Source organism: Chitinophaga sp. 10T418, assembly GCF_056394125.1.
This window is the reverse complement of the sequence record NZ_JBFTHG010000004.1, coordinates 61,965-74,795: the sequence shown is the minus strand read 5'-3', so window position 1 is coordinate 74,795 and position 12,831 is coordinate 61,965. Positions and strand designations below refer to the sequence as shown.

Genomic DNA, 12,831 nt, shown 5'->3' with positions numbered 1-12,831 from the left:
AATAGTGTAACTACTCTTTGTCCTCTTTGTCCAGCAACCTGGCTTTCTTCACCAGCTGTATAAATTCGGCCCGGTAGCCTTCGGCATCTTCACCACGTGCATTTCCGGCCCAGGACAGTACCTGTTCGTAAGTAGCAGTGCCTTTGAATGCGGAGTGGCGGAGCAATTGACCAAAAGCGGCTACTGCAGTAGCCATACGAAAATCTTCCGGTGCAGCGGTGATGGCCTGGTTATTATAAGGCAATACCTTTTCCATCAATTGACTTTCATCAGCGGAAGGCTGCTTGTAGCGCAGCTTTACCGTCAATACCTCGCTCTGGTTGCCCAGTATTTTGCCCTGCTGATATTTCAGCGGATCCACCCAATTGACGGTTTCTCCTTTTTTGCCGGAGGGAATGATCTCGTAAAGTGCCGTCACCGTATGGCCTACGCCCATATCACCGGCATCTTTCTTATCGTTGTTGAAATCTTCATTCTGCAACATCCTGTTTTCATAACCCACTAACCGGTATGCCTGCACGAACTGCGGATTGAATTCTACCTGTAGTTTCACATCTTTGGCTACGGTAAAGAGGGTACCCCCAAATTCGGTCACAAACGTTCTGCGGGCTTCTTCAAAATTATCAATGTAAGCGTAGTTACCATTGCCTTTATCGGCCAGCAATTCCAGCGTATTATCTTTTAAGTTACCCATGCCAAAGCCCAGCACAGAAAGGGAAACGCCTTTTTGTCTTTCGCTTTCTATTAAGCTGGTGAGGTCTCCTTCACTGGAAATACCTACGTTAAAATCGCCGTCTGTGGCCAGTATCACCCGGGTGTTACTGTTTTTGGAATGTAGTTCGTTTGCAATATTATAGGCCAGTTTTATTCCTTCTCCACCTGCGGTAGAGCCACCAGCCTGTAATTGTTCTAATGCGGTCAATATCTTTTTCTTGTCGTTACCACTGGTAGCAGGTAATACTACACCCGCTGCACCGGCATAGACTACAATCGCTACTTTATCCTGAGGCCGCAGTTGTTCCGCCAGCACTTTAAATGCCCGTTTTACCAGGGGTAATTTATTCTCCTCATCCATAGAGCCCGAAACATCCAGCAGGAATACCAGGTTGGTGGCAGGAAGGTCTTTGGTGTCTACCTGTTTGCTTTTTAAAGCAATGCGAACCAGCTGGTGGCCGGTATTCCAGGGGCAGACGGCCATGTCGGCATAAATGGCCACCGGATCTTTACCAGTGGGCGCCTTATAGCGATAATCAAAGTAATTGATCATTTCTTCTACTCTTACCGCATCCGGAGGTGGCAGCTCGCCATTATTCAGGAATCGGCGCATATTGCTGTAGGAGGCCCGGTCCACATCAATACTGAAGGTGCTTAAAGGCTGATCAGTAGCGGCGTGGAAGGTATTTTCGTTGATGGTGCTGTAATCTTCTGTATTAGGAGTCGGGCTGTAATAATAACTGGGAGGAGCTGCATTGGCGGTTACACCGGCAACACGGCCAGCCAATGCCCTTTGTACGTTATCTCCCTGTGTAGCTGGAACAGCATATTCAACAATTGCCGAAGGGGCTCTGGAACCATATAGAGTCTGAGTTTCCTTCATAACATACCGGTTCTTCTGACCTGCTTTGATCACCTGCTGTAGCTTGTTTAGCTTCACATTCAAGGTGGTTTGGGTGGCGGTGAGTTTTACCTCCGCCTGTTTGTAATTGGTAGCAGTTATCTCAATAGTTAACGCCCCTGCCGGTACTTTCAGGCTGAAAGCTCCTTTGGCGTCTGTAGCCGTTAAAAAATCTGTGCCTTTTACACGTACCACTGCATTGGCGATGGGGGAGGAGGCAACTTTGTCGGTTACTATACCGGTGATGGTTCGCTGTTGCCGGGCAGCCGCAGTAAATGCCACCAGGCAGTTGAGCAATAGTAAAGCAAGATATTTTTTCATGGCGATATCATTTTCTGCCAATAGGATGGTCTGGAGGTCCCCGTTTCCATAAATCGTAAAAAAAATATTTTAAAACTACCTTTGCTGAAATTTTTGTCAATGGTATATAACGTGATTGGCACCATGTCTGGTAGCTCATTAGACGGACTGGATATAGTTTTTGCAGAACTGACGGAGATACGCGGACAGTGGACCTATGCGATCAAAGCCTCGGAGAGCCTGCCTTATGAGCCGGAATGGGTGGAGAAACTGTCCCAGGCCACTACGCTGTCGGCCAGGGATTACCTGTTGCTGCACACCGCTTACGGACATTATACCGGGCAACGTATCCTCTCTTTTATAGAAAAGAATCAACTGGATCATAAAATACATTTCATTGCCTCCCATGGCCATACTACCTTCCATATGCCGGCAGATAAAATGACGGCACAACTGGGAGATGGCGCAGCTATCACGGCGGTGACCAGTTTACCCGTCATCTCGGACCTGCGTGCCGTAGATGTGGCGCTGGGCGGACAGGGAGCACCTATTGTCCCTATTGGTGAAAAATACCTGTTCCCGGGATACCAGTACTGGCTGAACCTGGGTGGCATTGCCAATATTTCGGCACAACTGCCGGAGCAATTTGTGGCCTTCGATATTTGCCCGGCCAACAGGGTGCTGAATGCCCTGGCGGCAGCGCTGAACAAGCCATATGATGACGGTGGCGCCCTGGCAGCAGGTGGGGTAGCGGACAATAGCTTACTGGAGCAACTGAATCAACTCTCTTATTATACCGCCCCCTGGCCCAAATCGCTGGCCAACGACTTTGGTATAAATACCGTACTGCCTATAATAGCACCTATGCGCATATCTGTGCAGGGTAAGCTGCGTACCTATGTAGAGCATATAGCTACGCAGGTAACAAATGCCGTAAAAGCATTGAAAGCACAAATGCCGGAAGGACCGGGAAAAATGCTGATCACCGGTGGGGGCGCTTTTAACACTTTTCTCGTTAATACTATTCAGCAACAGCTGGAACCACTGGGCATTACTATTGAAATACCTGATGAACAGGCCGTGAGTTTTAAAGAAGCGCTGATAATGGCCCTGATTGGAACTTTGCGCTGGAGACAGGAAGATAATATATTGAGTGGGGTTACAGGTGCTTCGAGAGATTCGATTAACGGAGCACTATGGACCTGTTAAGCTTTTAGCCATTAGCTTTTAGCTTTTAGCAAAAATGCAGCGAAGACATGAGCGTAGTTATTGTTTAACTTTTGCTGATGTTTTCGCTGCATTTTTGCTAAAAGCTAATGGCTAACAGCTAAAAGCTGAAAAGTATCTCCATCAAATAGTCCGAGGTCGCTCAGTTTTAAATGGGGGATGACCAGCAGGGCCATAAACGACAGGGTCATAAAAGGAGATGCCAGTGTGGAACCCAGATCCTTGGCTGCTTTGTCGAGTGCGCTGTATTGTGCGGCCACCGTATATCCGTCGAGGTTACTCATTAATCCGGCTACGGGTAATGGCAATACCTGTGCTGTGTTGTTGGTTACCACGCTGATGCCACCCTGTTCGGCTATCACGGCATTGATGGCAGCAGCAAGACTTTCATCATCAGTACCTACTGCAATAATATTATGGCTATCGTGGGCAACAGAAGATGCTATGGCGCCATGTTGCAGACCAAATCCCCTGATAAATGCTACTGCAGGTGGTGCTGCCCGGTATCGGTTTACCACTGCCAGTTTTAAAATATCTTTTTCGGTGCTGCCTTGTAATACACCATTGCTGACAGGTAATGATGCGGTGATGGCATTGGTAATCAGTTGTCCGTCCAAGGCTTCTATCACTTTTGCCGGCAGGATGGTAGCGCTACTATCACTAACGGGTATACGAAAATCATCTGCCTTTACTGGTGCGCATACAAAATTGTTAACCGGTGTAGAAGGAATGGAATCGATGAGTGTATGGCCGTTTTCCGCGACTTTTATACCGCGGATATATGTTGCGAGAATGTTAAAGTTTTGAAGATCATCTACTATAATAAAATCTGCCGGATCATTCTCCTTCAGTAACCCGTTATCCAGCTTGTAATGCAGTACCGGGTTGATACAGGCGGCCAGTAATATTTTAAAGAGATCAATGCCGTAAGCCAGCGAGCGTTTTACCAGCAGGTTAATATGTCCTTCTTCGAGGTTGTCAGGATGCTTGTCATCACTGCAGAACATGATCCTGGTGGCATGGTCGTGCAACAGGGGATATAGTGCTTCAAAGTTTTTGGCGGCGCTTCCTTCCCGGATGAGAATATGCATGCCATGTTGCAGTTTATCCAGTGCTTCTTCTATCGTAAAACATTCATGATCGGTGCTGATGCCGGCTGCGATATATTCGCGGGCAGCTTCGCCGCGAAGGCCTGGAGCATGGCCATCCACGGGCTTATTCACTTTTTTGGCGGCGGCTATTTTGGCCAGTACTTCCGGGTCTTTGTGCAGTACGCCCGGGAAATTCATCATTTCAGTAAGGTATTTGATATCATCGCGTTGCAGCAGTGTTTCCACGTCGGCCACGCTGACAGTAGCGCCAGCTGTTTCAAAAATCGTAGCCGGTACACAGGAGGGCGCACCAAAGTTAAACCGGAAAGGTACTTTTTTCCCATTCTCCAGCATGTATTCCACTCCTTTTATGCCCATTACATTGGCGATTTCATGAGGGTCGCTGACAGTAGCAATGGTGCCGTGAACAACCGCCAGCCGCGCAAATTCCGAAGGAATGAGCATGGAGCTTTCTATGTGTACATGAGCATCTGTAAAGCCTGGGAGCAGGTAGTTCGGATATTTGTTGTTGTTGCGTTCAATCCTGCGGATATAGCCTTCTTCGATATGCAGTGTGGCCGGATATATTTCCTGTTGCAGTATATCAACCAGGTTGCCTGAAATCTGGAATGTATTCATGCTGTAAATCTAAGGAATAGGTCGCATTTTCAAGCCTGGCTTATTTTTTGGAAAGATGCGCAGGAGATGTTTTTTGGTTATCTTTATTTGCCTAAAAAACGGGCATCAAAAATTCTTTTATGACAAGGATTAAATTTTTTACGCTGTTAGCGGCGCTGTTGATAGCAGGGGCAGCCACTTATGCTCAAACTGTAGATGAAATCATCGCAAAGAATATTGTCGCCATGGGCGGACAATCGAAGCTGAAAGATATTAAATCGCAGTATATAGAGGGCAACATGGAAGTGCAGGGTATGACGGTACCTATCAAAAGATGGGTGAAGCAGGATGAAGCCATGCGTTTAGTGTTTACTGTACAGGGATCGGATAACATTCAGGTAGTAACGCGGACCAATGGATGGAGCCTGATGCCGGTGATGATGCAAACGCAGGCACAGGATATGGATCCTCAGATGCAGAAGCTGATGCAGAGCCAGCTGGATGTAAGAGGAGAGTTGTATGATTATAAAAACAAAGGCAAAAAGGTAGAGTTGTTAGGAAAAGATTCTGTAAACGGATCTCCTGCCTATAAGCTGAAAATCACGTCAGCAGATGGTTTAGTGGGTACCGCTTTCCTGGATGCCAAAACTTATTTGTTAGTGAAAGCTACTAATAATGTGAATCTCCAGGGGCAGGATGTGGAAGTAGTAACAATGATGTCTGATTATAAGAAAACGCCGGACGGGCTTGCGTATCCGGGTACTACTGAACAGAGTCCGGGTGGAGTGAAAATCAACATTATGAAGATAGAAACGAATCAGCCGGTGGCAGATACTCTGTTTTCAAAGCCACAGTAATATTTTTCATTCAGATCAGCTGGTGTTACCGGAAATGTTTCTTTATCACCGGCTGATCTGAATTGCTCATTATTTATATAGTGTGGTCATTGCTTTGGCTTCTTCTGCCATTTTTTTTGCCAGGTGTGCCGGCTGCAGCACTTTTACCTGGGCGCCATAACTGAGCAGGGTCATGGTGAGTTCCGGGTTGATAACAACGTTCAGGGATATACGGCATTCTTTGCTGTTATCTTCTACTACTTTCTGAGAAGCGTGAATAGGCTGTGATTTCACATATTTCCCTTGCCGGGGCACAAAACTCAGCAGTACATTTTCGGGTTCTCCGTCATGTACCGTGATGCCGATAGCGTGTTGAAAATAGCTGGCATCATCAAAATTCTTTTCATCAAAATGTTTATTGGTAGGCCAGAGTTTCACGACCCTGTCCAGTGCAAATGTAACTACAGCGCCTCCGCGGGTTTGCTGGCTTTTTCCGATGAGGTAAAAGCGGTGCTGATATTCACGCAGGTGATAAGGTTCTACCCAATGTTCCTTGGGCTCATCGCGGTCAAAGCTCTGGTAGGCGATGCGTATAACTTCCAGGTTTTTGATGGCGTCTACTATTTCCGGAATATGCTCTGCTCCTTTGTATTGAGACGTGCGGGTAAACTTGATCAGGCCTTTATGTTGCAGGGCTTCCCTGTTCATTTTGAGGCTGGCGGCTATTTTCAGAATAGCATCTTCAAACTGTTGTACCACCGGTAAACTGCGGAATTGTTCCAGTATGCCGATTGCTATTTCCAGTCCCTGCAGATCTGCTTCTTCAATAGGAGAGTTACCAATGGAAAAACCTTCTTCCGAATAGCGGTAGGTGCCACTACTGCGGTCGTACACAATAGGCGCCATATAATTCAGTTCCGGGTCCTGGCGCATGTCCTGGATGTCTTTCTGGATGGTACGGACAGATATTCCTGTTCCCATTTTATCAGATACATATTCTATCAGGTCTTCCAGGGTAGGTTTGGGCTTCTGCTTGTTGCGCAGGCGCTCGTCAATCCAACGGTAGCGCGACACCGCGTCTTTGTTCTTTGGCAAAAGATAAAATTTAGGTAATAAAAATACGCAATTCCAGCTTTTGCAAACAGGAATAAAAAAATTATAGCGAAAAGATCACTACGCAAATTCTTTGCGTGCAGCGCGGTTAGATTTGTATTGTTATTAAAACCTGATGGTTATGAATAAGGTAAATACAACAACAGCTATTACGCAGATGCAGGCTATTTCAATTGGGCAGATCATTATGGATGATTCCAATTACCTGACGCTCTGGGGCCAGGTGCTACAGGATAATGTGTGGTACCCCTGTGATTTTGTAACGACTTATGAAGTAATGAATACCATGCTGCGTTTCAGCCAGGATAAGCATGACGCTGTGCAGATGACGATTGTGAAAAAGCTGGAAGACATGTGTCGTGTTCCGGATATTATTGATCTGGAAGCGGAACTGGGCACGACAGTGGTTTTTGATAACCTGATTTTTTATATGAGAAGGCCCTGCCTGCAGCAGGATGATAACTGGGAGGCATATGCGGATGAAGAGTGTTACTATATAGAAAGGGTAGTACAACTACCTGTTGTGCCCATCCTGCCACCCGCTGCACGCTATGATGCCGATGATATTCACGAGAGAATGGAGTACTGCATACAATTACTCCATGATGCCTATAACCTATACCTTGGATTTATTGAGATAGAACTCGGGGATGAAGCTGCCCGAATAAAAGCCGGATTGGAGGATGATAACAAATTCAGTATGGCTTATTATGCCTGGCAGCTACATACCTCAAATACTTAAACCCCTGTCATCCATATTTTTATCTATTGTAGTGCCCCTTTTATCTGTTGACCTTAACCCCTTAGTATCCATTTGAATTAACCCTGTTGTACATTGTTTGTTAGCCCCAATTCCCTCTCCCAGGAAAAAATATCAGTTAAATTGAGAAAAAATTCCCTTAAAGTCTATAAATTTTGTAGGAAAATGCTATTTTTGGTCAATTAAATCGTAGTACTATGAGTTTAAGACTGGGAGATGTTGCTCCTAATTTCAAAGCCAATACCACTTTAGGAGAGATAGATTTTTACGATTTCCTCGGTGAGGGTTGGGGTATATTGTTTTCGCACCCGGCAGATTTTACTCCGGTATGTACTACTGAGTTAGGTAAAACGGCTTTATTAGCGGAGGAATTCGCAAAACGCAATACTAAAGTACTGGCTGTCAGTGTAGATCCATTGGATAAACACCTGAGCTGGATAAATGATATTAACGAAACACAACAGTGTGACGTAACTTTTCCTATTATTGCAGATGAGAATAAAACAGTGGCTAATTTGTATGACATGATTCATCCAAATGCCTCTGAAACTTTTACAGTAAGATCCTTGTTTATCATAGGACCAGACAAAAAAGTAAAACTCATCATCACTTATCCGGCCTCTACCGGCAGAAATTTCGTTGAAGTACTGCGTGTACTTGATTCTCTGCAGTTGACTGCTAAATACAGTGTAGCTACTCCGGCAGACTGGAAAGATGGTGAAGATGTAATCGTTACGGCAGCAGTGCCTACTGCAGATATCCCTGCACGTTTTCCGAAAGGCCATAAAATTATCAAGCCTTACCTGAGAACAACACCGCAGCCAAACAAATAATACCACAAAGAAGCCGAAAGGCTCTTCTTATAAAGATTTTTTAATGGTTKGTTTTTGATTTTTACGAAACGGGGATTTCTCCCCGTTTTTTTTATGCGCGTAAGTTTTTGTCTTTGCTCAGGATTATACCAGACCAAGTTGAAAACCAGGGAGATAGTGTAAATTTTAAGCATAAAGTTTAGTCAATCTATAAAGGAAGAATGCTGCAGATCTAAGGCTAGTAGCTACCTGACAGCCTGCATCACGGATATCGATGCTATGCTTAGCACCCGCTGAGTACGTATAGTATCACTACAGTAGAGGTGGACTTGAGGTGGACTTGATGCGGGGATGAGGTGGACTTGATGCAGGGGCGAGTTCCGGATATATGACCAGGATGAAATTGCATCAGAAGATGGATGGAGGTCAGAACTGGCCAGCAGCACTGCTTCTGTACCAGGCTGAAGCAATGGAAAGAGATATACCATTTTTGCCTTGGGACGGGATGATACTGATGTAGATGATTTTCACGATTTTCCGGATTATGGCTAAAAAGAAGAGGGAAGATATTAGCGAACTTATCCGCTTATATCTTCCCTCTTCTTTTAAAATCATCTGTATCACAAAGAAAAAATCGTGAAAATCATCTACATCAGTATCATCCTGAACAAAGACAAAACCCGCATTATTCTTCGCTGCCCACAGGCTGTTTGCCACGATGCTTACGCAACTGCGTCAGCAGGGCGCTCATATCTTTCGGCAAAGGTGCCTCAATAGTATATTCTTTGCCATTTGGATCCTTAAAGATCAGCATTGACGCATGTAACGCCAGTCTGCTCAATAAAGGACGCTCTTCTTCTGTATGCTTGCCCAGTTTGAATTTCTTCTTGATACTGGATAACAGCACTGGTTCAGCACTTCCATAAAATTCATCTACAGCAATTGGATGCCCCAGGAATTTCATGTGAACCCTGATCTGGTGCGTACGGCCGGTGTGAATCTGCATTCTTACCAGGCTATAAAGACCAAATTCTTCCAACACTTCATAATCAGTAGAGGAGGGCTTGCCTTTTCTGTTGGTGACCATTTTACCTTTCTGTACTGGGTGTTCCATAATCCCTTCACTTACATTGCCTTGCTTGGGCGTAGGCTGGCCACTTACCAGCCCCAGGTAAAACTTTTTCACGTCCCTGCTTTCAAAAAGCTGAGAGAAGTATTTATGTGCTGCTTCGTTGCGTGCAAACAGGATAATACCACTGGTTTCACGGTCCAGTCTATGCACCGTAAATATTTCACCATAAGCCTTTTTCATGATAGCAATCAGCGATGCTAACTCATTATCATGACGATCAGGCAGGGTAAGCATTCCTGACGGCTTGTTTACAACAACAAAATCAGGCGTTTCGAGTATAATATGATCAACTAATCGCATCAGGTTATTCGGCAGTTATTTTTTAAAATGTTTCAGCAGGATGACCTCTTTTTCATTGAGGAAGCGCCATTGGCCGCGGTTCAATGTTTTTTTGGTAAGACCTGCGTACATTACACGATCCAGCTTTTCTACCGTATACTCCAGGTGCTCAAAAATACGACGCACAATACGGTTTTTACCGCTGTGAATTTCAATGCCCACTTGCTTTTTATCCTTAGGATCTACGTAGCCGAGTGCATCTACAAAGGCAACACCATCTTCCAGGGTGACACCTTCAACGATTTTTTCAAAGTCGCCTTTTGTCAGCGGCTTATCCAGTTCTACCTGGTAAATCTTTTTGATGTTGTGCTTGGGATGTGCCAATGTTTGTGCCAGTTCACCATCGTTGGTGAGCAGCAACAGACCGGAAGTATTGCGGTCCAAGCGGCCCACAGGATACACCCTTTCATTTTCAGCAGCGTCCTGGATCAGATCCATTACGGTTTTGCGGCCTTCAGGATCATCAGTAGTGGTGATGTAGCCTTTCGGTTTGTTGAGAAGAATGTATACCAGGTTTTTGGTTGGCGTAATCTTTTTATCCTGCATTGTTACCACATCACTGCTGGTAACTTTGGTAGCCGGTTCAATTACTACCTTACCATTTACGGTTACCTTTCCTTCTTTGATCAGGTCTACCGCTTTTCTGCGGGAGCAAAGACCACAATGGGCTACAAATTTGTTCAACGGCATTTCACCGGGGCCAAAAATGCTTTCCTTACCTTCTTGTTCTTGATCGCCCCTTACTTTGCCGCCTTTTTTTTTATCTTGTTTATCCGCGAAACGTTCATTGGTTTTATCAAAGAACTTTTTACGGTTAAACCCGCTCGGAGTATCTCTTTCGGCGGATTTTCCACCTTTTTTATTTTCACCGTGAAAGTGGAAAGCGCTATCGTCGCCTTTTTTGGCTCCTGCTCCGTAGGTACGTTTACGTGGTGGTTTTGCACCACCGTTGTCTTCTTTATCGAAGCTACGGGTACGTTCCGGGCGTTCGCCATCTTTTCTGAATGCGCTGAATGCACGATCACCGGCTGGTTTGTCTTTTTTGTCGCTGTCGAAGCCACCGCGTTTGTGTGCAGGCTTTTCATCGCTGTCAAAGCGTTTACGCGCGCCAGGTTTGTCGTCACGTTTGTGGCCGCCGAAAGAGCGTTTCTCGTCTTTATCACCGAAGCTACGTTTAGGTCTGTCTTCGCTGCTACCGAAACTGCGTTTAGGTCTTTCGTCTTTATCACCGAAGCTACGCTTAGGTCTGTCTTCGCTGCTACCGAAACTGCGTTTAGGTCTTTCGTCTTTATCACCGAAGCTACGCTTAGGTCTGTCTTCACTGTTACCGAAGCTGCGTTTAGGTCTTTCATCTTTATCCCCAAAGCTGCGCTTAGGTCTGTCTTCACTGTTACCAAAGCTGCGCTTAGGTTTATCTTCACTATCGCTGCTGAAAGTACGTTTGCGCTGCGGCTTATCGTTGCCTAGGCTATCGGTAGCCGGTCCGTGTTTGCGGGCTGGCCTGCCGGTACTGTCGAAGGTGCGTTTGCGGAAAGAAGGTTTCTCATCACCCGATTTCTCGCCTTCAAAGCGTGGTTTACGGGAAGATGGTCTGTCATCTCCACTGCGGTTATCTTTTGCAGATGCCCTTCCTGGCCTTTCGCCATCGGCGGAGGAGCGGTTGCGGTTGCCTGCTGGTTTGTCGCTTTTACCAAACTTATTATCCCTTGATGGGCCAAACCCTTTTTTAGCAGGTTGTTTTTTCTTCATAAATTATTATTGATTGATGATCATGCGTGCATGACCAATAGAAATATTATTGTATGATCAGCCTTTATTGGCCAGTTGTCCACATGCAGCATCGATATCTTTACCACGACTGCGGCGCAGCCTTGCATTCACCCGGTTTTTTGTAAGATATTCCATGAACTCTTCTGCGGTCTGTGAATCCGGCTTTTGAAAACGGGCCGCATCGATCGGATTGTATTCGATAATGTTCACCAGGTCGGCAGGTACCTGCCGGTAAATTTTAATCAACTCATCTGCATCTTCTTTTGAGTCGTTAAAATCTTTGAAGAGAATATATTCGAAAGAAATTTCATTTTCGGTAGCCTTGTAGAAGTAGTTCAGTGCAGCTATCAATTCCTTCAAATTGTTGGAATCGTTGATAGGCATGATTTCACTGCGCTTTTTATCATTCGCGGCATGTAAAGAAATGGCGAGGTTAAAACGTACTTTATCGTCACCCAGCTGCCGGATCATTTTGGCCACACCAGCGGTTGACACGGTAATACGCTTGGGCGACATTCCCAAACCATCAGGAGAAGTAATGCGTTCTATGGCATGCAATACGTTCTTATAGTTGAGCAGGGGCTCACCCATGCCCATAAATACGATATTGCTCAGTTTTTTGCCATATGATTTCAGGGCTTGCTGGTTTATCAGCGCCACTTCATCATAAATTTCATCGTAGTCCAGGTTACGTGCACGATCCATATAGCCCGTAGCGCAAAACTTACAGCTTAAACTACATCCTACCTGGGAAGACACACAGGCGGTTTGCCTGCTATCTGTCGGGATCAGCACACCTTCTACCAGGTGGTTATCATGTAAGCGGAAACGACTCTTAATGGTACCATCGCTGCTCTGTTGTACAGTATCCACCTTTACAGCTGGCAATGAAAAATGTTCTGTTAGCTTTTGTCTTAATTCCTTGGAGAGATTGGTCATAGCTTCAAAACTATCAGCATGACGCAGCCAGAGCCACTCATACACCTGTTTTGCGCGGAAAGGCTTTTCACCTATTGACCCGAAATATTCCTGTAAAGCCGGTAAACTTAAATGCCGGATGTTTTTATTGTCAGACTTCATTATTGACCATTAATTGAGCAAATGGCTGCCTTACGGCAGTCGGAAAGTAACGGCAAAGATACGTAATATTGGCGTACTGACAGAATGTGCCTTTAAAAGTAATGCCACAGCCGTTTCCAGCTGTGGCATCTGTGTAAG

The 12,831-nt window shown here is 45.4% G+C and carries 10 protein-coding genes; 4 read left to right on the top strand and 6 right to left on the bottom strand.

Features of this window, described 5'->3' with window-relative positions:
- Positions 1–10: 10 nt before the first annotated feature.
- Positions 11–1,936: a vWA domain-containing protein gene (locus tag AC1DCV_RS12390; RefSeq protein ID WP_477023462.1), complete on the bottom strand. Its 1,926-nt coding sequence runs from the start codon at positions 1,934–1,936 to the stop codon at positions 11–13.
- Positions 1,937–2,035: 99 nt separating this feature from the next.
- Between AC1DCV_RS12390 and AC1DCV_RS12385 the strand changes: the two genes are divergently transcribed.
- Entirely contained in the window at positions 2,036–3,124 is a 1,089-nt protein-coding gene (locus AC1DCV_RS12385) for an anhydro-N-acetylmuramic acid kinase (protein ID WP_477023461.1), read from the top strand.
- A 104-nt stretch (positions 3,125–3,228) separates the two neighbouring features.
- On the opposite strand, the gene ade is transcribed toward AC1DCV_RS12385, so the two are convergent.
- The gene (gene ade, locus AC1DCV_RS12380; protein WP_477023460.1) at positions 3,229–4,872 is read right to left on the bottom strand and encodes an adenine deaminase; all 1,644 of its coding nucleotides are present in this window, start codon (positions 4,870–4,872) and stop codon (positions 3,229–3,231) included.
- A 119-nt stretch (positions 4,873–4,991) separates the two neighbouring features.
- Between ade and AC1DCV_RS12375 the strand changes: the two genes are divergently transcribed.
- Positions 4,992–5,708 (top strand): hypothetical protein, encoded by a 717-nt coding sequence (locus tag AC1DCV_RS12375; protein WP_477023459.1) that lies wholly within the window; start codon positions 4,992–4,994, stop codon positions 5,706–5,708.
- Between the two features lie 69 nt (positions 5,709–5,777).
- Here the strand turns inward: AC1DCV_RS12375 and AC1DCV_RS12370 are convergent, their stop codons facing one another.
- Complete coding sequence (locus AC1DCV_RS12370; protein WP_441576446.1) at positions 5,778–6,782, bottom strand: helix-turn-helix transcriptional regulator; 1,005 nt, start codon at positions 6,780–6,782, stop codon at positions 5,778–5,780.
- 139 nt (positions 6,783–6,921) lie between these two features.
- Between AC1DCV_RS12370 and AC1DCV_RS12365 the strand changes: the two genes are divergently transcribed.
- Positions 6,922–7,542 carry a hypothetical protein gene (locus AC1DCV_RS12365; protein ID WP_441576447.1) on the top strand — a complete coding sequence of 207 codons (621 nt, stop codon included), beginning with the start codon at positions 6,922–6,924 and terminating at the stop codon, positions 7,540–7,542.
- A 215-nt stretch (positions 7,543–7,757) separates the two neighbouring features.
- Positions 7,758–8,393 carry a peroxiredoxin gene (locus AC1DCV_RS12360; protein ID WP_133807389.1) on the top strand — a complete coding sequence of 212 codons (636 nt, stop codon included), beginning with the start codon at positions 7,758–7,760 and terminating at the stop codon, positions 8,391–8,393.
- 664 nt (positions 8,394–9,057) lie between these two features.
- On the opposite strand, the gene AC1DCV_RS12355 is transcribed toward AC1DCV_RS12360, so the two are convergent.
- Genes AC1DCV_RS12355 through rlmN form a run of 3 tightly spaced genes read right to left on the bottom strand, consistent with a single transcriptional unit; the run spans position 9,058 to position 12,693 of the window.
- Positions 9,058–9,804, bottom strand: coding sequence for an RluA family pseudouridine synthase (locus tag AC1DCV_RS12355; RefSeq protein ID WP_477023458.1), 747 nt, complete (start codon positions 9,802–9,804; stop codon positions 9,058–9,060).
- A gap of 15 nt (positions 9,805–9,819) precedes the next feature.
- Positions 9,820–11,592: a pseudouridine synthase gene (locus tag AC1DCV_RS12350; protein WP_477023457.1), complete on the bottom strand. Its 1,773-nt coding sequence runs from the start codon at positions 11,590–11,592 to the stop codon at positions 9,820–9,822.
- Between the two features lie 57 nt (positions 11,593–11,649).
- Positions 11,650–12,693: a dual-specificity RNA methyltransferase RlmN gene (rlmN, locus tag AC1DCV_RS12345; RefSeq protein ID WP_477023456.1), complete on the bottom strand. Its 1,044-nt coding sequence runs from the start codon at positions 12,691–12,693 to the stop codon at positions 11,650–11,652.
- Positions 12,694–12,831 lie beyond the last annotated feature (138 nt).

Excerpts from the sequence above, each read along its gene's own strand:
- AC1DCV_RS12360 (WP_133807389.1), top strand. The coding sequence starts at position 7,758 with ATGAGTTTAAGACTGGGAGATGTTGCTCCTAATTTCAAAGCCAATACC.
- AC1DCV_RS12385 (WP_477023461.1), top strand. The coding sequence starts at position 2,036 with ATGGTATATAACGTGATTGGCACCATGTCTGGTAGCTCATTAGACGGA.
- AC1DCV_RS12355 (WP_477023458.1), bottom strand. The coding sequence starts at position 9,804 with ATGCGATTAGTTGATCATATTATACTCGAAACGCCTGATTTTGTTGTT.
- AC1DCV_RS12390 (WP_477023462.1), bottom strand. The coding sequence starts at position 1,936 with ATGAAAAAATATCTTGCTTTACTATTGCTCAACTGCCTGGTGGCATTT.
- ade (WP_477023460.1), bottom strand. The coding sequence starts at position 4,872 with ATGAATACATTCCAGATTTCAGGCAACCTGGTTGATATACTGCAACAG.
- rlmN (WP_477023456.1), bottom strand. The coding sequence starts at position 12,693 with ATGAAGTCTGACAATAAAAACATCCGGCATTTAAGTTTACCGGCTTTA.
- AC1DCV_RS12350 (WP_477023457.1), bottom strand. The coding sequence starts at position 11,592 with ATGAAGAAAAAACAACCTGCTAAAAAAGGGTTTGGCCCATCAAGGGAT.
- AC1DCV_RS12365 (WP_441576447.1), top strand. The coding sequence starts at position 6,922 with ATGAATAAGGTAAATACAACAACAGCTATTACGCAGATGCAGGCTATT.
- AC1DCV_RS12375 (WP_477023459.1), top strand. The coding sequence starts at position 4,992 with ATGACAAGGATTAAATTTTTTACGCTGTTAGCGGCGCTGTTGATAGCA.